General features: G+C 60.8%; 20 protein-coding genes and 1 tRNA gene. 12 read left to right on the forward strand and 9 right to left on the reverse strand.

Annotation, left to right across the window (positions count from 1 at the left end):
• Positions 1-3 precede the first annotated feature (3 nt).
• From LOL23_RS16280 to LOL23_RS16300, 5 genes are all read right to left on the reverse strand, one after another.
• On the reverse strand, positions 4-297 hold the full coding sequence (locus LOL23_RS16280; RefSeq protein WP_237173929.1) for a plasmid mobilization protein: 294 nt from the start codon (positions 295-297) through the stop codon (positions 4-6).
• 26 nt (positions 298-323) lie between these two features.
• Complete coding sequence (locus LOL23_RS16285; RefSeq protein ID WP_237173930.1) at positions 324-920, reverse strand: hypothetical protein; 597 nt, start codon at positions 918-920, stop codon at positions 324-326.
• The gene (locus LOL23_RS16290) at positions 913-1128 is read right to left on the reverse strand and encodes a hypothetical protein (protein ID WP_237173931.1); all 216 of its coding nucleotides are present in this window, start codon (positions 1126-1128) and stop codon (positions 913-915) included. Before LOL23_RS16290 ends, LOL23_RS16285 begins: the two co-directional genes overlap by 8 nt.
• 160 nt (positions 1129-1288) lie before the next feature.
• Entirely contained in the window at positions 1289-2602 is a 1314-nt protein-coding gene (locus tag LOL23_RS16295; RefSeq protein WP_237173932.1) for a tyrosine-type recombinase/integrase, read from the reverse strand.
• A gap of 173 nt (positions 2603-2775) precedes the next feature.
• Positions 2776-2851, reverse strand: a tRNA-Phe gene (locus tag LOL23_RS16300).
• Between the two features lie 235 nt (positions 2852-3086).
• Between LOL23_RS16300 and hemA the strand changes: the two genes are divergently transcribed.
• From hemA to LOL23_RS16325, 5 genes are all read left to right on the forward strand, one after another.
• Positions 3087-4361: a glutamyl-tRNA reductase gene (hemA, locus tag LOL23_RS16305; RefSeq protein WP_160981971.1), complete on the forward strand. Its 1275-nt coding sequence runs from the start codon at positions 3087-3089 to the stop codon at positions 4359-4361.
• A gap of 91 nt (positions 4362-4452) precedes the next feature.
• The gene (gene prfA, locus LOL23_RS16310) at positions 4453-5532 is read left to right on the forward strand and encodes a peptide chain release factor 1 (protein ID WP_160981973.1); all 1080 of its coding nucleotides are present in this window, start codon (positions 4453-4455) and stop codon (positions 5530-5532) included.
• A 33-nt stretch (positions 5533-5565) separates the two neighbouring features.
• A complete protein-coding gene (gene prmC, locus LOL23_RS16315; RefSeq protein WP_160982177.1) occupies positions 5566-6429 on the forward strand; it encodes a peptide chain release factor N(5)-glutamine methyltransferase in 864 nt (287 codons plus the stop codon).
• Entirely contained in the window at positions 6426-6752 is a 327-nt protein-coding gene (grxD, locus tag LOL23_RS16320) for a Grx4 family monothiol glutaredoxin (RefSeq protein WP_160981975.1), read from the forward strand. The genes prmC and grxD overlap by 4 nt, the downstream gene beginning before the upstream one ends.
• A complete protein-coding gene (locus LOL23_RS16325; RefSeq protein WP_160981977.1) occupies positions 6749-7330 on the forward strand; it encodes a UbiX family flavin prenyltransferase in 582 nt (193 codons plus the stop codon). The genes grxD and LOL23_RS16325 overlap by 4 nt, the downstream gene beginning before the upstream one ends.
• A 193-nt stretch (positions 7331-7523) precedes the next feature.
• Here LOL23_RS16325 and LOL23_RS16330 read toward each other — a convergent pair whose 3' ends face one another.
• The 3 genes from LOL23_RS16330 to folB all read right to left on the reverse strand — a co-directional run bounded on the left by LOL23_RS16330 (position 7524) and on the right by folB (position 11699).
• Positions 7524-9941 (reverse strand): mechanosensitive ion channel domain-containing protein, encoded by a 2418-nt coding sequence (locus LOL23_RS16330; RefSeq protein WP_160982179.1) that lies wholly within the window; start codon positions 9939-9941, stop codon positions 7524-7526.
• Positions 9942-10192: 251 nt separating this feature from the next.
• Entirely contained in the window at positions 10193-11254 is a 1062-nt protein-coding gene (gene ttcA, locus LOL23_RS16335; protein ID WP_160981979.1) for a tRNA 2-thiocytidine(32) synthetase TtcA, read from the reverse strand.
• 61 nt (positions 11255-11315) lie between these two features.
• Positions 11316-11699: a dihydroneopterin aldolase gene (gene folB / locus LOL23_RS16340; RefSeq protein ID WP_160981981.1), complete on the reverse strand. Its 384-nt coding sequence runs from the start codon at positions 11697-11699 to the stop codon at positions 11316-11318.
• A gap of 45 nt (positions 11700-11744) precedes the next feature.
• Here folB and LOL23_RS16345 point away from each other — a divergent pair, with 45 nt between their 5' ends.
• From LOL23_RS16345 to LOL23_RS16375, 7 genes are all read left to right on the forward strand, one after another.
• The gene (locus LOL23_RS16345; RefSeq protein ID WP_160981983.1) at positions 11745-12659 is read left to right on the forward strand and encodes an NAD(P)/FAD-dependent oxidoreductase; all 915 of its coding nucleotides are present in this window, start codon (positions 11745-11747) and stop codon (positions 12657-12659) included.
• Positions 12660-12987: 328 nt separating this feature from the next.
• The gene (locus tag LOL23_RS16350; RefSeq protein WP_237173933.1) at positions 12988-14442 is read left to right on the forward strand and encodes an NAD-dependent succinate-semialdehyde dehydrogenase; all 1455 of its coding nucleotides are present in this window, start codon (positions 12988-12990) and stop codon (positions 14440-14442) included.
• Between the two features lie 91 nt (positions 14443-14533).
• Positions 14534-15970 carry an aromatic ring-hydroxylating dioxygenase subunit alpha gene (locus tag LOL23_RS16355; RefSeq protein ID WP_237173934.1) on the forward strand — a complete coding sequence of 479 codons (1437 nt, stop codon included), beginning with the start codon at positions 14534-14536 and terminating at the stop codon, positions 15968-15970.
• 21 nt (positions 15971-15991) lie between these two features.
• A complete protein-coding gene (locus tag LOL23_RS16360) occupies positions 15992-16948 on the forward strand; it encodes a PDR/VanB family oxidoreductase (protein ID WP_237173935.1) in 957 nt (318 codons plus the stop codon).
• A gap of 22 nt (positions 16949-16970) precedes the next feature.
• Positions 16971-18566 (forward strand): GMC family oxidoreductase, encoded by a 1596-nt coding sequence (locus tag LOL23_RS16365; protein WP_160981991.1) that lies wholly within the window; start codon positions 16971-16973, stop codon positions 18564-18566.
• 2 nt (positions 18567-18568) lie between these two features.
• On the forward strand, positions 18569-19357 hold the full coding sequence (locus LOL23_RS16370) for a GntR family transcriptional regulator (RefSeq protein ID WP_237173936.1): 789 nt from the start codon (positions 18569-18571) through the stop codon (positions 19355-19357).
• 181 nt (positions 19358-19538) lie between these two features.
• On the forward strand, positions 19539-20315 hold the full coding sequence (locus tag LOL23_RS16375; protein ID WP_237173937.1) for a GntR family transcriptional regulator: 777 nt from the start codon (positions 19539-19541) through the stop codon (positions 20313-20315).
• A gap of 146 nt (positions 20316-20461) precedes the next feature.
• Here LOL23_RS16375 and LOL23_RS16380 read toward each other — a convergent pair whose 3' ends face one another.
• Complete coding sequence (locus LOL23_RS16380) at positions 20462-21745, reverse strand: TRAP transporter large permease (RefSeq protein ID WP_160981996.1); 1284 nt, start codon at positions 21743-21745, stop codon at positions 20462-20464.
• Positions 21746-21752 lie beyond the last annotated feature (7 nt).

Consider the following 21752-nt stretch of genomic DNA (forward strand, 5'->3'; position numbering starts at 1 on the left):
GGATCAGCGCTGCTGCAGGAGCGTCTGCTGTGCGACGGCGATATGTTCTGGCTTGGCCATGGCCCGCAGCAGATGGGCGGTTTCGATAGCGGCCACGCGGGTATCGCGCAGGTGGCCCAGGTCGGCCACGATCTGACGCAATAGCGTCAGTTCTTCCTGCAGCGTGTCGTCGGCGGATAGCCGCCGCCTTATATAGTTAGAGAGGGACAGCCCGGACAAGGCGGCTGCCTCGCCCAGGCGCGCAGCATGAGACGGGGTCACCCGGATGCGGATGACCTCGGAGAGAGGTTCGTTCATGAGGTTTCCTGTTGGAGATTACAGGCTTATCGTGGGATCGGGCGGAAGTACCCTTTGATGCAGTCCAGATTGCGGATCGCTATTTGGATGTGAGTGCGCCGATGAAATCCGGCACCGGGGTACAGTTCGGCGTCTTCCCTGAATGGTGCGCGAACCGAGTCGTATGGCGGCAGCCCTTTATCGCTACGGTATTTGTGTACCGCTGTGATGACTTGGCAATCGAGCTCGCGCCGGAGCTTGTCGGGGCCGCCGATGTTGGCGGGCAACTTGATTCCCAATCCCTCATAGCTTTCTGACAGGAGTTCGTAGGCTTCAGCAACTTCTTTGAGCCCTGAACGTGTGGTGAGATCAAGGCACAGTTTAAGGTCAAGGATAGCGCCGACAGCATCGGGTACCTCAATCTTCGCTTTTGCGTTGCCTGTGCTGGCCCACTCGTGCGCCCGTAAGGGGTCGTTCTCCCAGAAATAGATGCCGTGCCCCAACCATTCGTGCTTGCCGGCACTCTGCTTGAGATGCTGCGTTGGATCAACAATCAGTGTATTGACCGTCTGGTGTTCTGTTCCGTGAAATCCTAGGACGAAGGACGGTTGCGCCTGGTACAACAGCCAGGAGTTGTTAACCACGGATCAGGCGCTTTTGCTTGCCGTCGGGAGTAAGCACGCCAAGTTCAATCAGAAACTTGCGAGCGGCATCGGGCGATGCTGTGACTTTCTTTCGGTAGGCGCGCATGTCCTTGAGCAGCGCCTCTCCTTCCAGCACTTTGACTTGGCCTGGAACAGGCTCAGAAGTGCGGCGTATGCGGTGGATGGTGCTAGTTGTGGACCGACTCATGGCCCCCTCCGTCAAGTTCGATAGACTGACACGTGCGTGTCCGTATTTTAGCATTGCTGCATCTCCAGAATTGTTTTTCGGTCTGTCTTTCCTTGGGCCAAGGGTCTTGGTCCAGCGGGAAGGTTGTTTAGGGGATTCTCGCCGTCGGTGTAATGCCTGTTCATGTTCCAAACCGTAATTCGCGCTTTGGCCGGCGGCGGATAAATTGCAGTATGTTGTCCTCAGGCACAGGCAGTTTTCCGCCCTCCAGTTCATCCAGAAAGTCGGCCCATTGCTGCACCATCTCTTTGCGTTGCGCAATGAAGGCTGCACGGTCGTAGCTGCTGCCAAGCTCTTCATCCGAGGCGTGGGCCAGATGCCGTTCGATGACATCCGGGTCCCAGCCCAGGTGTTCGCGGATCATGGTGCGCGCTGTCGCACGGAAGCCATGCCCTGTGATTTCTTCCTTGGTGTCATAGCCCATGGTGCGTAGCGCGACATTGATGGTGTTGTCGCTGATATAGCGGCTTGTCTCCGAGCGGCGCGACATGCTGCGGAATACGGGGCCGCTTGGGCCGGTCAAGGGGCGCAGCTCTTCAAGAATCTCCAAAGCCTGACGCGGAAGCGGGACAAAGTGTGAGGGCGTGCGGCTATCTCGTTTTTGCCACTCACGCATCTTCATTTTTTCAGGCGGGCAGCGCCATATTTCAACCTCGAAGTTGATGTCCTCCCAATCAGCGAGCCTGATCTGGCCTGGGCGCTGGAAGAGCATCGGTGCCAGACGTAAGGCACAGCGGGTGATGAAGTGACCGTGATAGTTGCGAATATCGCGCAGCAACTGCCCAAGCTGCGCCGGTTCCGTGATGGCTGCGTAATGCCGGCTGCGGGGTGGAGGCAGGCCGCCGGTGTTCTTGTTGACGAAGTTCTTGGCCGGTTCCAGGGCGCCTATGTCTACGGCATACTGGTACACATGCTGGACAACTTCCCGCACACGCTGGGCGGTTTCCAGATTGCCGCGATCCTTAGGGCGGTGCAGGCATTGGACAATCTCTGTGGGCAAAATCGTCTCAATCGGCTTGTGGCCGACCCACGGAAAAACGTGGATTTCCAGATGCCGTATGACCTTCTGCGCGTAATCCTCCGACCATCGCCGGTCTTTGGTGGCGCTGGTGTGCCAGGCTCGCGCCAGCAGATCGAAGGTATGCAGCTGTGCAAGACGCTCCTGTTCGGCTTGTTGGTCTTGAACCTCTTTCGGATCCAGCCCGTTTGCCCGCTGGCTGTTGGCTCCAAAGGCCTTAGCCCTGGCTTGCGCAAGAGTAACTTCTGGGTATGGCCCCATGCCCATTTTGATGGTCTTACCATTCCGCATGTAGCGGTATATCCAGGCCTTGCCCGCAGCGCGCACACGCAGGTACAGGTTGTCCCCGTCGTTCAGCATGTATTCTTTCAGGCCGGGCTTGGCCGCTCTGATCTGAGTTTCGCTCAGAAGCCCCATGACTTGTACCCCCAGATGTCGATTTTCAAGAAATCATTGTGGGGTACAAACTGGGGTACAGACAAATGCGGGATATAGCGGAACGCAGTGATACGTCCTAGGTGTCATTTCTGACCTAAGACATTGATTTATTTGCGTTTTGGGATGCTTTGGAACGTGCTGGAACAGCAGAATGGTGGCCTGGGGCGGAATCGAACCACCGACACAAGGATTTTCAATCCTCTGCTCTACCGACTGAGCTACCAGGCCAACGGAAAGGCGAAATAATACACGAAAATTTGAAGGTGTGCAGGCAGGGCCAATGATTTTTTGCGGGGCAACATGCGGGCACCACGCTTTTCTACGCTGCGGTGCAGCATATAAGCTACGCAAAGCACTGATTTTCCTCAATAAATGCGCTTGAATGTTTCAGTATTATGCAAGCCGGTTTATAATCAAGAGCGTTCCCACATCGGGTGCGCCCTGCGCACCATTCGTCTGCCCCATGTCTGTCGATGTCCTCACTTTCGGCCTCAATCACACCTCCGCGCCGGTATCGGTGCGCGAGCGCGTGTCGTTCCCGATGGATGTCGTCAAGCCTGCGCTCGATGGCCTGCGCTCGGCCTTCGGCAGCGCGGTCAAAGAGGCAGCCATCCTCTCTACCTGTAACCGCACCGAAATCTACTGTGCGGCCGAGCCGCACGCGCGCGAGCATCTGCCAGCCTGGCTGGCAGATTTCAACCGTCTCGAAGCCAACAGCCTACAGCCGCATCTTTACCAGTACCAGCAAAACGAAGCTGTCCGCCATGCCTTCCGTGTGGCCAGCGGGCTCGATTCCATGGTGCTGGGCGAGCCGCAGATTCTCGGCCAGATGAAAGACGCCGTGCGCGCCGCCGAGCAGGCCGGTGCCCTGGGGACGCTGCTGCATCAATTGTTCCAGCGTACATTTTCGGTCGCCAAAGAGGTCCGCTCCACCACAGCCATCGGCGCGCAGTCGGTGTCCATGGCGGCTGCGGCGGTGCGCCTGGCCGAACGCGTGCTGGGCGATCTTTCCCGCTGTAACGTGCTGTTCATCGGCGCTGGCGAAATGATCGAACTGTGTGCTACCCATTTCGCGGCCGCGTCGCCGCAGCAGATGGTGGTGGCCAACCGCACGCTCGAACGCGGCGAGGCCCTGGCGTCGCGCTTCATGGCCAAGAGCATGAAGCTGTCCGACATCCCAGAAAAGCTCGCCGATTTCGATGTCATCGTTTCCTGTACGGCCAGCACGTTGCCCATCATCGGCCTGGGCATGGTTGAGCGCGTCACGCGCGTTCGGCGCCACAAGCCCATGGTCATGGTTGATCTGGCCGTGCCGCGCGACATTGAAACCGAAGTCGGCCGCTTGGCTGACGTCTATCTGTATACCGTGGACGACCTGGGCCGCATGGTGCAAAGCGGCACCGACGCGCGCCGCGCTGCGGTGGTGCAGGCCGAGGCCATCATCGAAACGCGGGTTCAGGGCTTCATGCACTGGCTGCAAAACCGCGAAGTCGTGCCCGCTATCCTCGATCTCCAACGCACCGCCGAGCAGGTTCGCGAGGCCGAGCTCGATCGCGCGCGCCGCGCGCTGGCTCGTGGCGATGCGCCCGAAGCCGTGCTCGAGCAGTTGGCGCATGGCCTTACGCAAAAGTACATTCACGGGCCAATGGCGGCGCTGAACCGCAGCGAACAGGGCGAGCGCGAGCAACTGCTTTCCATGCTGCCCCGCCTGCTGCCGCGCGTCGACCGCCGGCGTTAGCGGCGCTCGCCTGTTCTCATCCGTCCGCACCCGCGCGGCCAGGCTTGTGCCCGCGCGCGCTGTACCTCTCACCGTTTTACATCCTCACACTATGAAACTCTCCATGCGCAACAGGCTGGAGCAGCTTGCCCACCGCCTGATCGAAGTCGACGCGCTGCTGGCCGAACCCGAAATCGCTGGCGATATGGCTCGCTTCCGCAAAATTTCGCGCGAGCGCGCCGAGCTCGAGCCCGTGGTTACGGCGTTCAACAGCTATCTGGCGGCGGAAGCGGACGTTGGCGCGGCGCAGGAAATGCTGGCCGATCCAGATATGCGGGAGATGGCAGAAGAGGAAATCAAACTTGGCAAGGCGCGTATCGAGGCGCTGGAAGGCGAGCTGCAAGTGCTGCTGCTGCCCAAAGATCCTGACGACAACCGCAGTGTTTTCCTGGAAGTCCGGGCCGGTACCGGCGGCGATGAAAGCGCGCTGTTTTCCGGCGACCTGCTGCGCATGTATACGCGCTATGCCGAACAAAACGGTTGGCGGGTGGAGATCATGTCGGCCAACGAGTCTGAAATCGGGGGCTACAAAGAAGTGATTGCGCGCATCGATGGCGAGGGTGTGTACGGACGGCTCAAGTTCGAATCCGGCGCCCACCGCGTGCAGCGCGTGCCCGCCACAGAAACGCAGGGCCGCATCCACACCTCCGCCTGCACCGTGGCGGTGCTGCCCGAGGCGGATGAGATGAGCGATATCGTCATCAACGCCAATGATCTGCGCATCGACACATTCCGCGCCAGCGGCGCAGGCGGCCAGCACATCAACAAGACGGACTCCGCCGTGCGTATTACCCACCTGCCCACCGGCCTGGTGGTGGAATGCCAGGACGACCGCTCGCAGCATCGCAACAAAGACAAGGCCATGCAGGTGCTGGCTGCGCGCTTGAAGGACAAGCAGCAGCAGGAGGCGCACGACAAGGAAGCCGCCCAACGCAAGAGCCTGGTCGGGTCGGGCGACCGCTCAGAGCGCATCCGCACGTACAACTACCCGCAGGGCCGAGTGACAGACCACCGTATCAACCTCACCCTCTACAAGCTGGCCAATATCATGGAAGGCGATCTGGATGAGCTTACCGGCGCGCTGCTGGCCGAGCACCAGGCCGAGCAGTTGGCCGCGCTGGGGCACGAGTAAGCCTGCGCCGTGGACAATACTTTGCGTGCGCTGATGCGCGACACCGCTTTGCCGCGTCTCGAAATGCAGATGCTATGGCAGTGCGTGTTGCAAGTGCCGCGAGCGTGGCTGATCGCGCACGATACCGATCCGCTGTCGGCAGAACAGATCGCGCAGTATCGCGCCCTGGCGCTGCGCCGCCAGCAGGGCGAGCCGATGGCCTACATTCTGGGCAGCCGGGAGTTCATGGGGCACGCATTCGCAGTTACGCCTGATGTCCTGATCCCACGGCCCGAAACCGAGTTGCTGGTGGATATCGCCGACACCTTCCTGGCGGGTTGCCTGCGCAGTGGCGTAGCGGCGCCGCGCGTGCTGGATCTGGGCACAGGCTCGGGTGCCATCGCGGTTTCGGTAGCCTTGTCGTGCCCGGCAGCCAGCGTCAGTGCCACAGACGCCAGCGCTGCAGCGTTGGGCGTCGCGCGCCGCAACGCCGCGGCGCTTGGGGCATCGGTCGAGTTTTTGCAGGGTAGCTGGTACGATGCCCTAAGGGATCTGCCCGGCAGCGCGTTCGACCTGATCGTATCCAATCCGCCGTATATTGCAGCTGGCGACCGCCACCTGGAAGAGGGCGATGTCAGATTCGAGCCGCCGCAGGCGCTCACCGACGGGCAGGACGGCCTGTGCGACCTCGCCGTCATCATCGAGGGGGCGGGGCGCTGGCTCAAGCCCGGTGGGGCACTGTACGTCGAGCACGGCTGGGATCAGGCGCAGGATGTGCGTGCCATGCTGGCACAGGCAGGGTTTTTGCAGATTAACAGTACTGCCGACCTGGCTGGTATCGAACGGGTCAGCGGCGGTCTTTATAATGGTTGTTTTCCCTGCGGAAACAACCGCTACGTCAACGAGAGAGCACCATGAGCGACGTTCAAGATTTCATCCGCCAAACAGTCACCGAGCACCCGGTCGTGCTGTTCATGAAGGGCACCGCCCAGTTCCCCCAATGCGGCTTTTCCGGGCGCGCCATCCAAGTGCTGAAGGCGGCCGGTGTCACACAACTTGTCACCGTCAACGTGCTGGATGACGACGAAGTGCGCCAGGGCATCAAAGAGTTTTCCAACTGGCCCACCATCCCGCAGCTCTACGTCAAGGGCGAATTCATCGGCGGCTCGGACATCATCTCCGAAATGTACGAAAACGGCGAACTGGCAACCGTCCTGAAAGAGGCCGGGGCAACGGCGTGACGGCGTCACGGCGCATTGTCGTAGGTATTACCGGCGCCACGGGCGCCGTTTATGCGGTGCGCATGCTGCAGGCATTGCGCGGTGTGCCCGATGTCGAGTCGCACCTGGTGGTTTCGCCGCCGGGTGTGCTCAACATCAAGTACGAGCTGGGGCTCGATCGCCAGCAAGTGCACGCTCTGGCCGACAAGGTCTACAGTTTTCGCGACGTCGGCGCGGCGCTGTCCAGTGGCGGTTTTGCAACCGCCGGCATGGTGGTGGTGCCGTGCTCCATGCGTACGCTCGCTGCGGTGGCGCATGGCTTTTCAGACAACCTCATTACTCGCGCGGCAGACGTCACCCTGAAAGAGCGACGCCGCCTGGTGATGATGGTGCGCGAAACGCCCCTCAACCTCGCGCACCTGCGCAATATGACCGCCGTTACCGAAATGGGCGGCATTATTTTTCCCCCTTTGCCGGCGTTTTACCACCACCCCAAGACATTGGATGAGATGGTGGATCACACGGTCGCCCGCGTGCTGGAGCTGTTCGACATCAACATCCCCGGCCCGCACTGGGAAGGCATGGGCGCGCGCGACTGAGCATCCTGCGTACGCAGAAGGCAGCACAGCTCGACGCGAGTACCAGGCTGCCAGGTGCCCAGCGCCTGTAGCGTCAGGCTCCCCGCAATCGATTTTTTAAGGCATCACAGCGAACTCAGCGGGCGTGGGCGATATAGGCCGGTGGTGGCGATCAGCCCGCGTTTGGCTGCGGGGGGCCCACAATGCCCGCCTGTTACCGCATCGCCGCCATCATCCGCATTTCGTCCGGCCCGCTCCTCCCTTCGTTGTCGCCGTCAAAATGCAGCACGGTGTGGGGATAGGGGATCTCGATGCCTTTTTCGTCGAAACGCTGCTTCACGCAACGGTTGAAGGCGCGCTGCACGGCCCATTGGTTGCCCGGGGTGGTCTTGATCAGTACCCGGATCCGGAACCCTTGTTCGTTCAGGGCCGTCACCCCGGGGATGTCGATGTCCTCAAGGATTTCGGGTGCCACGGCGGCATCCTGCTTGAGGTCTTCAAACGCCAGGCGCAGTTGCTCAATGGCGTCGTCCACCGACTCACGATGGGCGATGTTGTATTCGCCATAGTGGTAGCCGAAATCGCGTGTGTGGTTGGACACTTTATCGATGACAGAAAACGGGATCAGATGGTAGCCGCCATCCAGGGTGCGTATGACCACCGAGCGGATGGTGATTTTCTCTACTGTGCCGAACAGGCCCGCCACTTCGACGATATCGTTCTGGTTCATGCCATTTTCAAGCTGGATGAACACGCCGGTGATCACATCCTGCACGAGCTTCTGCGCGCCAAAGCCTATCGCCAGCCCTGCAACGCCGGCGCCTGCGATCAACGGCCCGATATCGATGCCGATCTGTGACAGTACGATCAGTATCGTCATGGTCGCAATCACAATCGCCGCCGCGTTGCGGAACAGCATCAACAGCGTTTTCTCGCGCTCCGTGGCGCGTCGCGCCCCGCGGTTGGTCAGGCGGTGCTCAATGATGCTTGCGAGTACCGTCCATGCCAGCGCCGCGAACGCCAGGATGATTGCAATGCGAAGCACATGGGTGATGAAGGCGCGGCCGCTTTCCGACGCCAGCCACGCGGCCAGGTTGAACGCGCGCCATCCATCCAGCACCACCAACGTCGCCGCAGCCAGTATGAACAGCCGCACGCCATGCAGGATGGCGGGGCGATAGCCATTGAGTCGCGCCTCCAGTGATGGCACATTGCTGCGCCAGCGCGGTGGCAGCGTCAGTGGCCGCGTCAGCAGTCGCGTCAGCGCGGCAGCCAGCATCATCGCCACCGCGATCGCGACGACGCTTTGCAGTGTGGCGTGCGCCATGAACTCCAGCGCGTCCTGTTGTTCGCGTTGGCTGACGACCAGCAGAACCGTGAAGTAGAGAATGGCCAGAACATGCCAAAGGCGCGCGAGTACGCGAAGCAGCGTGCCGAACACTGCCGCGCTGGCTGCGTCCGCGTGGCGAAGCAGGCCGGCGCGCACTGTCTTGCGGTTGGTCCACACCACACGCGCTGCATACACGTAGATGCCCAGCATCAGCAGCAGGCTGAACAGGTCACCCACCGAGGGCAGCAGTACTGCCTGCAGCACGGGCACGAATACCAACAGTGTGTAGCCGATGATACTGATCAGTCGGCTAAGCCATAGATTCCAGTAGTTTGCTGCCTCGGGTGACAGCGGCAGCAGTCGCAGATGATCGTAACGTGTGGCGAAGATGCCGCGTGACAACGCCTTGACCAGTTCAATCATCACAAATGCGCTTAGAAACTGCAGCGCGAAGGTTGAGGCGCGCGGGCCGCCGGATAGCGACACAAGGAGGATGTACCCGACCAGTGCGGCGATCAGGCTGGCGGCAGTGTCGATCACCAGTGCAGCGCTTACGCCAATCAGTTTGCGGCTCAGGTGGATCCGCCGGTTGCCGCGGCGTTCGGTGTTGACGCCAGGCCCCATCTGCTCGCCCATTGATGGCGCGCCGCCCAATGGCGGTGCGCTCGACACGGCTGGCGTGACGGGGCCTGGCGGCGGTGTGCCGTCGTTTCCACGGCCAAACAGTGGCCGTCCATCATCCTGGCGAATCCATACATTCAGCTTCGCGAATCCTATCCGTGCGATTTGACGCAGCAGAAAATACGCCACCAATACCGCGACGATGGTCAACCCCATCAGCTCCAGCCCTGGCAAGGCATGCTCCAGACGAGCGCCGGGCAGAGACTTGCCGGTTGCCAGCGAGGTGATGACTTCGCTTGTCTGCGAAAAATCCTGTGCCAACCCAGTGGTGAACGTCTCTATCGATAGCGCAAGGCGTCGCGTCAGGGGGGCTTCGTTCGTCCTTTCTTCCGGCGTTGGTGTGGCGTTCGCAGAGGCGTTGGCATTGCTGTTTTTGGCCAAGGTGCGCAGCTCGTCGATCAACTGATCACGCGCCTTGTCGTTCTCCAGCAAATTGGCCAGTGTGGTGTAAGAGGCCGCCGGTGCTGTGTCGGTTGCGGCAGGCGCTGTGGCGTCAGGCGCGGTGCTTGCCGCGGGCTCCGCCGGCGGTGCCGCCACGGCAAGTGTCGGCGCCAGCAAGGCGAGCACCAACAACAATCCGCTGGATACAATCAGCCGCGCCAGGTGTTGGCTAACGTGCATCACGCAGCGTGTCCGCCGTGCTTGAAGGCGGGTAATCCGTGTCAGGGACTGGGGCATGGTCAGCCCGCACGCTTGCCGGTGCGAGCCTGGAACGTGTGTGGCTGTGGGCATCAGCATCACTCGGTCTCCCTCATTTAACGTGCAAAAAGCAAAAGCACGTATAGGGCAGGCTGCCTGAACGTGCTTTAACGCTAAAAGGGTAACATCCGGCGCAGAAGGCGCGCCACCCGGCCAGCCGATATGCCCGGCCGCTACGCGGGCCTGCGCTGCCGTGCCACCACGCGCGGCGCGGCTGGCTGATCACTGCCTTTGCCGTCTGATTCCTGGGCGGTATCCTGGCCATCCGCTGCGCTATTGCCACTGCCCGGCAGCGTATCGTCTTCGTCATCGCTACCCTGCGGCGTCAGCGAGGCTGCCAGCGCATCGAAGTCGTCGCTGTCGAACGCCTTGTCGCCATGCTCGAATGTTTCGCCGCTGGGCTTGATCCCGCTGAAATCGAATAGCTCGCGATCCATCAGGTGCGTGGGAACCACCCGCGACAGCGCGCCGAATACATTCCAGGAACGCCCCGGAAACTTTCGGTCCCATTCCGCGACCATGCGCGTTACTTCCTTGCGCTTGAGGTTTTCCTGGGAGCCGCACAGATTGCACGGAATGATGGGAAACTGCTTGGCCTGCGCATAGGCGATCAGGTCTTTTTCGGGCACATAAGCCAGCGGGCGGATCACAATATGCTTGCCGTCGTCCGACATCAGCTTTGGCGGCATCGCCTTCATGCGTCCGCCATAGAACAGGTTCAGGAAAAACGTGCCCAAGATGTCATCGCGGTGATGCCCCAGCGCAATCTTGGTGGCCCCCAGTTCGCTGGCCACGCGATAAAGAATGCCCCGGCGCAGCCGGGAACAGAGCGAACACATCGTCTTGCCCTCGGGGATCACGCGCGTGACGATGGAGTACGTGTCCTGCGTTTCGATATGGAAGGGCACGCCCAGTGTGCGCAGATATTCGGGCAGCACATGGTCGGGAAAGCCTGGCTGCTTCTGGTCGAGATTGACCGCGATAATATCGAAATGGATCGGGGCGCGCGCCTTCAACGTCAGCAGGATATCCAGCAGGCTGTAAGAGTCTTTGCCGCCTGACAAGCACACCATTACCTTGTCGCCGTCTTCAATCATATTGAAATCGGCGATTGCACGGCCCGTTTCACGGATCAGCCGCTTGGCGAGCTTGTTTTCGTTGTGGCGCTGCTTCTGGGCGCGGCGGTCGGACGGTACGGGTTCGGGCGCTGCGAACGTGACTTCTTGGGATTGCATGACAATATCCGGGTAATAGGCGAGGTGGCCGCGGGGTGCGCACCCGTTTGGCGGACGGCGGCTATTGAGGGGTTTGTATGCTTGCCTGGCGGCCGCGCTCGACTTCGACGCCTACTGCGGCGCAGTCGGAAAACGCCAGCGGCTTGCTGATGCGTATTTTAACGTGCCGGATCGTGGGAAACTCGGCCAGCAGCCGGTCGACCACGCGCTCGCACAACGTTTCGAGCAGGTTTACGTGCGCCGCCGTGCATTCATCGACAATGGCGCTGCGTAGCAGGCGGTAATCGAGTACGGTCTGGATGTTGTGGTCGTGAACCTGCTGGACGATATCGACGTCGAACTCGGCATCGACATGCAGGGGCTGCGTGGCGCGCAGCTCGTGCTCCAGGATGCCGATATGGGCGTCCAGAGCGATCTGCGAAAAGAATACGCGACGTGTAGGCATAATCAGGGCTTTGTAGAATACGCTGAATTGTATGTTGGATTGATCATGGACGCAGGCGAAATCACTTACGATGCGGCGATCGTCGGCGGCGGCCCGGCGGGCGCTTCGTGTGCCCTATGGCTGGCGCGCCTCGGCTATCGCCCGGCGCTGATCGATGCCGCCCCCGAGATCGGCGGCCTGTGTCGCAGTCATCCATTTCCCGATTGCTGGAATGCGTCGTTGCCCGATGCCACCGGCCCGCAGGTGGCCGACAATCTGGCCCGCAGCATAGCGCTGGCGGCTGTACCCATGTTTCTTGGCAAGCGTGTCGCACGTGTGCAGCCCACAGAGGGCGGGTTTTTCGTGCAGGCGGCAGGCGGCTTTGCGCTGCGGTCGCGCTACTTGGTGCTCGCTACAGGCGTGCGGGCCCGCACCCTGCCGGCCCTGTCTGGCGTCGAAGCGGTCGATTACCGGCGCCCTTGCCCGGGCATTCTGGTTGGCCCGGGAAGCCATATCGTTGAGCAGTCATTTCAGGGGCTGCGCGTGGCGGTGCTGGGCGGTGGCGACAATGCCTTCGAGAATGCCCTGTACGTACGGGAACACGGCGCGAGCGAGGTGCGCCTCTACGCGCGCACTGTGCGCGCCCAGCGCCAATTTGTCGAGCGCTTCCCGGCAAAGGACGTACTGGCGGGTGACTACACCGTCGACGTCGCCACCCTGGCGGTCAACGGCCAACCCTATGATTTGATACTGGTTTTTTATGGTTGGGAACCCTGCGCCGATTATGCCGGGGCGCTCAACCTTAGGCGCGGCCGCACGGGCTTTATCGATACCGATATTTCCACTGCCCAGGCAAGTTTTCCCGGCGTATATGCAATCGGCGAGGTCGCCCAGCGCCTGCACCCCTGTGTCGTCACCGCCATGGCCGATGGTATTACCGCCGCCAAAGCCATCCAGGCCCGCCTGGAGGCGCAGCGCTGATTCCCAGAGAGGCTCCCAACCTCTTCCTTCCAGCTCCTTCCTCCCAGTTCCTTTCTTCCAGTTCCTTCCTTCCAGTTCCTTCCTTCCAGTTCCTTCCTTCCAGTTCCTTCCTTCCAGTTCCTTCCTTCCAGCTCCTTCCTTCCAGCTCCTTCTTTCCAGCTCTTCCTCCCCAATCAATCCGACACGACGCGCACCGCGTCGATCCTATAGTCAGCTTTTATCGACGTATGTTCGTCGATACGTAAATTTATCGTTGATCTTCATACTATATAGGACTATAGTAAGAGCCATAACGAACAAGCTATTACACAAAATCAACGAGCGAGACATGAAGCAAGGCAAGTATCCCGAGCAGTTGCAGCTATATATTGCGGGCGCATGGCGCGGCACCCAGGGGCGCCAAACGACGACGGTCGTCAATCCCGCCACCGAGCAGGCACTGGGCGAGCTGCCCATGGCGACAAGCCAGGATATCGACGATGCGCTGGCGGCTGCGAATCAGGCATTTCCAGCCTGGTCGGCAAGCTCGGCCTGGGATCGGGAGCGCATTCTGAAGCAGGCTACCGCGCTGATCGAGCAGCGCCGCAATACGCTGGCCGAGATACTTACGCTTGAAAATGGCAAGCCGCTGGCGGATTCGCACGGCGAGCTCGACCGTGTGATCGAAACCATTCTCTGGTGCGCGGAAGAGGGTAAGCGCGCCTATGGCCGCATCATGCCGCCGCGCGCGCACCTGCTGACGCAATCATCGGTCAAGCGCGCCATCGGGCCGGTAGCGGCTTTTGTGCCTTGGAATTTTCCCGCTGTGCTGGCCGCCCGAAAAGTGGCAGCCGCACTGGCCGCGGGGTGTACCGTGGTGCTCAAGCCCGCTGAAGAAACGCCGGCGATCTGCATCGAACTGGTTCGCGCCTTCGTTGATGCAGGTCTGCCGGAGGGCGTGTTGAATCTGCTGTATGGGGTGCCGGCGGAAATCTCCGAGCGCCTCATCAAGTCACCCGTGATCCGCAAAGTATCGTTCACTGGTTCAGTGGCGGTCGGTCGCCTGCTTGCGGCAATGGCCGCGCAGGAACTCAAGCCCGTCACGATGGAGCTTGGCGGCCATGCGCCCGTGGTTGTCTTCGACGACGTAGACGTGGAACGTGTGGCGCGGATGTGCGCGGCATTCAAGTACCGCAATGCGGGGCAGGTCTGTCTCTCTCCCAGTCGGTTTTATGTGCAGCGAGGGCTGCACGAAGCCTTCACTCAGGCGTTCGCACGGGCAGCCAGCGAGATCAGTGTCGGCGACGGCATGCGCGCGGGCGTACAAATGGGGCCGTTGAATAACGCCCGCCGTCTAGACGCCGCCCTGCGGCTCGTTCGCCAAGCCCGGGACAGCGGGGCGAACGTGGTGCACGGGGGCGAGCGCCTGGGCGACCAAGGATACTTTTTCGCGCCTACAGTACTCCAACAGGTACAGCGCGACGCGGACATTCTTGACGAAGAGCCATTCTGTCCAATCGCGCCTGTCATGCCGTTCGACAGCTTTGATCAAGTCATTGAGCAGGCCAATCACCGTTCGCTGGGCCTGGCCGCGTATGCATTCACCAACAGCATGGAGCGCTCGGCGCTGTTTTCCGAGCGCATCGAGGCCGGATGGATAGGCATCAACAACTTCGTGCCCGCCCTCGCGGATGCGCCCATCGGCGGCATGAAAGACAGTGGGTTGGGCTATGAAGGCGGGCCGGAAGGCCTGGATGCCTACCTGCACGCCAAGTTCATCAGTCAATCAAACGCAGCAGTCTAGACGCGGCATGTGTCCGGCGGGCCGCCGGGCAGCCATAACGGGCGGCATGACGCGAACCACATCCTCTCACAGGAAAGAAAGGAGACAAAAAATGAGCGATACACCCCAACAGATGGTGGCAACCCAGTTGAAATATTCGGGCTACCGCAAGCGCGATGTTCCGCGCCACGATGAAGAGCTGACCAGCACCATGCCCAGCACGCCGCTGGGCGAATACATGCGCTTGTTTTGGCAGCCTGTCTGTCTTTCGGAAGAGTTGACCGATGTGCCCAAGGCGATTCGCATCATGGGTGAAAACCTGGTGGCGTATCGCGATAAAAGCGGCAAAGTGGGCGTGCTGCATCGCCATTGCGCGCACCGCGGCGCGTCGCTTGAGTTCGGCATCATTCAGGAGCATGGCATCCGCTGCTGCTACCACGGTTGGCATTTCGACAACGATGGGTCGCTGCTGGATGCCCCCTGTGAGCCAGGCGAAACGCGTCTGAAGCAAACCGTCAGCCAAGGTGCCTATCCCGCCTTCGAGCGCGACGGTCTGGTGTTCGCCTACATGGGGCCGCCCGAGAAACAGCCGGCTTTCCCCGAGTACGATACCTATTCGCTGCCGAAAGGTACGCGCCTGGTGCCGTTCTCCAATATCTATCCCTGCAACTGGCTGCAAGTCCATGAAAACATCATGGATCACATGCACACGGCAGTGCTGCACAACCACATGGTGGTCGAGGGGGTCGATGCGGAAACGTCGGCGGGCGTATCGCTGGACGGCTTTGGCGACATGCCTGTGATGCAGTGGCAGCCGACACGCAGCGGCAATGGCTGCATGTTTATTGCCGGCCGCCGCTTGCCCAGTGATCGCGTGTGGGTGCGCATTACAGAAATGAACCTTCCCAATTACCTGCAGATCGGCTCGCTGGTGCCAACCGCCGCGCGCGAGCGTCATGCCACGTCGGGCTGCACACGCTGGCATGTTCCGGTGGATGACACCAACATGATCATCTTCGGCTGGCGTCACTTCAACGACGAAGTCGATCCGGATCACATCGGCTGCGCGGAAGACTGCGGCGTGGACAAGATTGATTTCTTGGTCGGCCAGAGCGGCAACCGATCGTACGACGTTGCACAGCGCGCACCGGGCGATTGGGAAGCGCTGACGAGCCAGCGCCCTATTGCGGTGCACGCGCTGGAAAACCCGGGCACTTCAGACGTAGGGGTCTATATGTTCCGCAAGCTGCTGCGCGAGGCGATACGCGGCAACACGGCGCCCGATGCCAAGCAACAAGCGGCCCTCCGGGCGGGCGAGTCGCTGCCATTGTGTTCGCAGGATAGCGTTCTGTATGCGCCCGTGCAGGACACCGTCGATGCGGATCGCAAATTGATTTTGAAGCTCGGCAAAGAAGTGGCTGCAATCATGCTGCGAAGCGATGATGTGCCGGCCGCGCAGCGTGATGCATTTGTCCGGGCGGAACTCGACAAACTCGACGACGGCATAGGCAAGGAAATCATTGCCGCCAATGCCGTGGCCGAGGTGTGATAGCCAGAACGAGAGGTCATCATGCTGACGCTATGTGTACGCTCCATTACGTACGAAGCTGAAGGAATACGGTCGTTTGAATTGGTCGATCCGACAGGCGGGGAGCTGCCGGTGTTCGAAGCCGGCGCGCATGTAGACGTGCATGTTCCCGGCGGCTACACACGGCAGTACTCGCTCTGCGATCCGGCGTGGCAACGCCGGCACTACCGGATCGCCGTACTCGAAGACGTGAAAGGGCGGGGCGGTTCGCGTGCGCTGCATAGCGCAGTGCGGGCCGGCGACCTGGTCGAGGTATCGGAGCCGCGCAATCTCTTTCCGCGCAGCAAGGCGGCGCGACGCAGCCTGCTGCTGGCGGGCGGCATAGGCATTACGCCTGTGCTGGCCATGGCGCACGAGTTGCTGCGGGAAGATGCGGCCTTCGAACTGCACTATTGCACGCAGACGCCGGCGCGAACGGCCTTTCGTACGCAGTTGGAAGCAATGGCCGAATTACGCAAGGTCGTGTTCCATCACGACTACGGCGACCCCGCCAAGGGGCTGGACATCCCGGCGCTGCTGACGGGTTACGAAGAGGGCACGCATCTGTATTTTTGCGGGCCGCCGGGGTTCATGCGCGCGGTAAAGGAAGCAGCGAGCCACTGGCCCGCCGACGCGGTCCACTTCGAGTATTTCAGCGCGCCTGCGCCGGCGGCTGCGACGGCGACGCCTGGCGAGGCGGGACACACAGAGGTGCGGCTGGCGCGGTCGGACAAAGTGCTGCAGGTCGCGGGCGGGCAGTCCATTCTGGAAGCGCTGCGCGATGCGGGTGTGCCCTGTGAGTCCTCGTGCGAAGCCGGTGTCTGCGGTTGTTGCAAAGTGCGCTATCTGGATGGCGCGCCCGAACACAACGATTACGTGCTGTCGGACGACGAAAAAAATGAGTACGTACTGGTGTGCTGCGCCGGCGTAGGCAGCCGCGAACTAGTGCTCGATCTGTAGAGAACAACGAGGCAAACAGAAGATGGAGACGTTCGATTACATCGTGGTGGGTGCCGGGTCCGCCGGTTGCGCATTGGCGGCCAGGCTTGCTGAACGCGGCGCGGGTTCCGTGTTGTTGCTGGAGGCGGGCCCGCGTGATCGGCATATGTGGATACACATCCCGATCGGCTATGGCAAGACCATGTTCGATCCGCGCTATAACTGGCAGTTCTATTCCGAACCCGAACCTGAACTCAATGGGCGCCGCATCTATCAGCCGCGCGGCAAAACCCTGGGCGGATCCAGCTCCATCAACGGGCTGGTCTATATACGGGGCCAGGCGCAGGATTTCGATGAATGGGAGCGCTTGGGCAATGACGGATGGGGCTGGCGAGATGTGTTGCCCCTGTTCAGGCGATCAGAGCGCAACGAGCGCGGCGAGAGCGAACTGCATGGCGGCAGCGGCAGGCTCGGGGTTTCCAATATACGGGGCCGCCATGAGCTGGTGGAGGCGTTCATCCGATCGGGTGAGGCCCAGGGCATACCTCGCAACGAGGATTTCAACGGTGCCAGGCAGGAAGGCGGCGGTTACTATCAGCTGACCACGCGCAATGGTTTGCGCTGCTCCGCAGCCAAGGGTTATTTGCGCCCTCTGCGTGCCAATCCCAATCTCACCATCGAAACCGATGCCAGAGCCACCAGCCTGGTGTTCGAGGGCAAGCGCGCGGTGGGGGTGAACTATCTGCAAAATGGCAAGCCGCGGCAAGCCACCTGCCGCAAAGAAATCATCCTGTCTTCTGGTGCCTTCCAGTCGCCGCAGTTGCTGATGCTGTCAGGGGTCGGCGATGCCGAAGCGTTGAAAGCGCACGGCATACCCGTAGTGCATCATCTCCCTGCCGTGGGCAAGAATCTTCAAGATCACCTGCAAGTGCGGCTTATATACAAGTGCACCAAACCCATCACCACCAATGATCATCTGCGCACCGTCTGGGGCAGGGCGTCGATAGGCCTGCAATGGCTATTGCGCAAGCGCGGGCCAGTGGCGGCGGGGATTCAGCTTGGCGGCATGTTCGCGCGGGCGCGGTCCGACGCCACGCGTCCGGATGTGCAGTTTCACTTCGGTACAATCAGTGCGGATATGGCGGCCGGAAAACCGCACGACTTCTCCGGTTTTACCTTGTCAATGTGCCAGCTGAGGCCAAAAAGCCGGGGCGCCGTGGTACTGAAGTCCGCCAATCCGCTCGATGCACCAGGCATACATTTGAATTTTCTGTCCGAACAAGAAGACCGCGACACAATGGTGGCGGGCGTGCGCCTTGCGCGGCGCCTGATGGAAGCCGAGCCGATGCGGCCATACGTGGCCGAAGAATACCGGCCGGGGCCGCACATGCGCACCGAAGACGATATGCTCGATTTCGTGCGTCAAAATGGCACAACGATCTTCCATCCCGTGGGCACCTGCCGCATGGGCAGCGACCCGGGCTCGGTGGTTGATACGTCGCTCAGGGTGCGCGGCCTGTCCGGCTTGCGGGTGGCGGATGCATCAATCATGCCATTGCTGCTGTCGGGAAACACAAATGCCGGTTCGATCATGATCGGAGAAAAGGCGGCGGATCTGCTGGTCAGCGCAGGAGGATAGTGATGAGTGCGGAATTGCAGGAGGAGATCTTTGGCACGTTGTGGCGTGCCGATCGCAGCGGCCTGCCCAAGTACCAGCGGGTCGTGAATGCGATCGTCGAGGCGCTGCGCCGGGGCCTCTGGCTGCCCGGCGACCAGCTCCCGCCAGAAGAAGAGCTGGTCAATCTCACGCCGTTCAGTTTGGGCACCGTCCAGCGGGCCTTGCGCGACTTGGTCACACAGGGCCTGGTAATCCGGCGGCACGGCCTGGGCAGCTACGTTGCCGAGCTTCCCCGGCGCCTGCAAGATCCCTGGCATTGCCGCTTTGCGGCAGACGATGGCGTTGGCACCGTGCCCATCTATTCCAAGGCTACCGCGCGCCGCATCGTCGCTTGCGATGGGCCCTGGAACAAGTATCTCGACATGGCATCCGACGAGATCATGCAGCTTGACCGCATCATCGATGTGGCAGATGAATTCAAGGTATACAGCCGCTTCTATGCAGGGCGCTCTGTCTTGCGCGCGCTATGGGAAAAGCCGATGGACATGCTTCATGGCATGAATTTCAAGAAGCTGATTGCCGAAGAGTGCGGCCTGCCCATCACCGAAATGGTTCACCATGTGCAAGTGGCCCAGTTTGATGAGGGCGTCGGCGAGGCGATCGAGGTTGCGTCCGGTACGACCGGCCTGCTCCTGCAAGCGATCGCGCATGCGGGTACGCGGAAAGTGGTCTATTACCAAGAGTTCTACATCCCGCCCGGGCAGCGGGCACTGCAGTTGTTCGAAAAAACCCCCGCCGCCGTTCGGGCGTGAACGGCACTTGCACCACTGCGCCACACGGCGCGCCCACTACCACACCGCACTTATAGGTGCGGTTTTCGTTTTTCCGGCATATGCTGGCCTGGGCAGCGGCGCGCGCCGCCTGCGTCAGCCTGTGGGCCGGCAATTATTCGCGCTATCATGCGCCAGTAGCTGATTGAGATGAGTCGCGAATATGACAAAGAATGCGCTGCCAGAAGTATTTGCCAAGCTGCACAAAGAAGACTATAGCGGCGTGCCCAAGTATCGCCTGGTGCTCAACGCCATTACCGAAGGTATCAAGTCAGGCCACTGGAAGCCTGGCGAACGCTTGCCAACGGAAGAAGAATTGGTGCAGATGATCCCTTATAGCCTGGGTACCGTGCAGCGCGCACTGCGCCTGTTGGTCGATCAAGGTATCGTGGTGCGCCAGCATGGCCTGGGGTCCTTCGTCGCCAAGCAGTCTTTGCAGATCAAGAACCCATGGCACTGCCGCTTTATTGCCGACGATGGCCACAGCTTCGTCCCGGTCTATTCCAAGATTCTTGGTCGTGATGCGGCCCGCGAGCCCGGCCGCTGGTCCAGCTACCTTGGCACAGGCGCCGACACCACCGTGCTGGTAGAGCGCGTCATCAATATCAACCATGAGTTCGACGTCTACTCGAAGTTTTACTTCGACCGTCGCGTCCTACCCCGGCTATGGGAGGTATCACTGGATCGCCTGAATGGTCTGAACTTTCGCGCGCATATCCTGGGTGAGCTCAACATGCCGATCACACATGTCGATCATTACGTGACCCAGGTTCCCATCGAGAACGACATTGCCGGCCACATCAATGTAAAGCCTGCCACGGTGGGTATGCGGTTGGATGTCCTGGCGGGGATGGGTCGTGATACGCCCGTCTATTACCAAGAACTCTACATACCGCCCACGGATCGAACACTGGCCTTGCCTGGTCAGATGCTCGACTGAGCAGCAAGAAGAAAACGGCTCAAGTGAACTGCCCCCCAAAGGTTGGATAGGTGTCCAACTTCTGGGGGGCAGTTCACTTGAGCCGTTTTTTGTTCCGCACCTTCTCCGCTTCGCCGCCCTGATACGTTGATAGGGCGGCGGCGTGTTCAGTAGCCCAGCATTTTGGGCAGCCACATATAGGTCGAAGGCACATATGTCACGATGCCCAGTACGACCAGCAGCCACGCCAGGAAGGGCAGGCTTTCCTTCACCACCGCTTCTATTGGCGTTTTTCCTATACCGGCGGCGATGAACAGACACAATCCCACAGGCGGCGTCACCAAGCCGATAATCAGGTTGACTGTGAAGATCAGGCCAAACTGCAAGGGGTCAATGCCGAACTCGGCCGCCATCGGTATCAGCAGCGGGCCGAACATTACCATGGCGGCGACCGTATCCAGGAACAGGCCCGCGATCAGCAAGATGATGTTAACCAAGAGCAAGAACACCAGCGGGTTGGTGGTGATGGCGGACAATGCTTCCGCGGCAGCCTGAGGCAGTTGCTCGGTCGTCATGATCCAGCTGGCGACGTTGGCCACGCCCATCATCAAGAACACCACCGACGAAATCACGCCTGTGCGGCGCAGCGCCGACCAGATCATAGGGGCAGTCAGCGTGCGGGTCACGAACAGGCCTATCAGCAGGGCATACAACACGGCAACCGCCCCCGCCTCGACCGGCGTGAATACCCCAAACATGATGCCCCCCACCATGATCACCGGCAGAAACGCCCCCACAGCGAACTGACGCGTGATCGCAAGCCGTTGCAACAGGCTGTACGAACCTTTCTCGGCGGGGTAGCCGCGCTTGCGAGCGATCAGGTAAACGATGCCCATCAGGCCGCCGCCTATCAATACCCCAGGCACCACACCGGCCGCGAACATCGCGCCCACCGATACGTTCTGCGCGACCAGTGCGTAGATGATCATCGGGACACTGGGAGGAATAATCGGCCCAACCGTTGCCGAACAGGCCGTGACGGCACAAGCAAAGCCCTTGTTCTTGTACTCGGCCTCCATTTTTGGGATCAGCATTGATCCGACCGCGCTAGCGCCGGCAACGCCCGAGCCATTGATCCAACCGAAAATCATACTCACCAGCACCGTAACCTGTCCCACGCTTCCGCGCACATGGCCGACCAGCATGCGCGAGAAGTTCAGGATGCGGTCCATGATGCCCGAACCGCCCATCAGCTCACCCGCGAGAATGAAGAACGGTATGGCGACGAGGGCGAACATGTCCAGGCCAGTGAAAATGCGCTGCGGCAGCAGCGGCAGAAAATCAGGGTCAATCAGCAGAAACGCCGCGATTGTTGCCAGGCCGAGGGCGAAGGCCACCGGCACCGCAAGCGAAAGCGCGGTAAAGAATGTGAGAATAAGCGCAGCGCTCATCATTGTC

Origin of the sequence: Paracandidimonas lactea (genome assembly GCF_021653995.1) — a bacterium.
Taxonomy (GTDB): Bacteria; Pseudomonadota; Gammaproteobacteria; order Burkholderiales; family Burkholderiaceae_B; genus Allopusillimonas; species Allopusillimonas lactea.

Bases quoted from the DNA above. Each gene is read 5' to 3' on its own strand.
- prmC (WP_160982177.1), top strand. From the start codon at position 5,566: ATGCGCGACACCGCTTTGCCGCGTCTCGAAATGCAGATGCTATGGCAG.
- LOL23_RS16355 (WP_237173934.1), top strand. From the start codon at position 14,534: ATGAGCGATACACCCCAACAGATGGTGGCAACCCAGTTGAAATATTCG.
- LOL23_RS16280 (WP_237173929.1), bottom strand. From the start codon at position 297: ATGAACGAACCTCTCTCCGAGGTCATCCGCATCCGGGTGACCCCGTCT.
- hemA (WP_160981971.1), top strand. From the start codon at position 3,087: ATGTCTGTCGATGTCCTCACTTTCGGCCTCAATCACACCTCCGCGCCG.
- LOL23_RS16370 (WP_237173936.1), top strand. From the start codon at position 18,569: ATGAGTGCGGAATTGCAGGAGGAGATCTTTGGCACGTTGTGGCGTGCC.
- LOL23_RS16360 (WP_237173935.1), top strand. From the start codon at position 15,992: ATGCTGACGCTATGTGTACGCTCCATTACGTACGAAGCTGAAGGAATA.
- ttcA (WP_160981979.1), bottom strand. From the start codon at position 11,254: ATGCAATCCCAAGAAGTCACGTTCGCAGCGCCCGAACCCGTACCGTCC.
- LOL23_RS16365 (WP_160981991.1), top strand. From the start codon at position 16,971: ATGGAGACGTTCGATTACATCGTGGTGGGTGCCGGGTCCGCCGGTTGC.
- grxD (WP_160981975.1), top strand. From the start codon at position 6,426: ATGAGCGACGTTCAAGATTTCATCCGCCAAACAGTCACCGAGCACCCG.
- folB (WP_160981981.1), bottom strand. From the start codon at position 11,699: ATGCCTACACGTCGCGTATTCTTTTCGCAGATCGCTCTGGACGCCCAT.
- LOL23_RS16345 (WP_160981983.1), top strand. From the start codon at position 11,745: ATGGACGCAGGCGAAATCACTTACGATGCGGCGATCGTCGGCGGCGGC.
- prfA (WP_160981973.1), top strand. From the start codon at position 4,453: ATGAAACTCTCCATGCGCAACAGGCTGGAGCAGCTTGCCCACCGCCTG.
- LOL23_RS16380 (WP_160981996.1), bottom strand. From the start codon at position 21,745: ATGAGCGCTGCGCTTATTCTCACATTCTTTACCGCGCTTTCGCTTGCG.
- LOL23_RS16375 (WP_237173937.1), top strand. From the start codon at position 19,539: ATGACAAAGAATGCGCTGCCAGAAGTATTTGCCAAGCTGCACAAAGAA.
- LOL23_RS16295 (WP_237173932.1), bottom strand. From the start codon at position 2,602: ATGGGGCTTCTGAGCGAAACTCAGATCAGAGCGGCCAAGCCCGGCCTG.
- LOL23_RS16290 (WP_237173931.1), bottom strand. From the start codon at position 1,128: ATGAGTCGGTCCACAACTAGCACCATCCACCGCATACGCCGCACTTCT.
- LOL23_RS16330 (WP_160982179.1), bottom strand. From the start codon at position 9,941: ATGCACGTTAGCCAACACCTGGCGCGGCTGATTGTATCCAGCGGATTG.
- LOL23_RS16350 (WP_237173933.1), top strand. From the start codon at position 12,988: ATGAAGCAAGGCAAGTATCCCGAGCAGTTGCAGCTATATATTGCGGGC.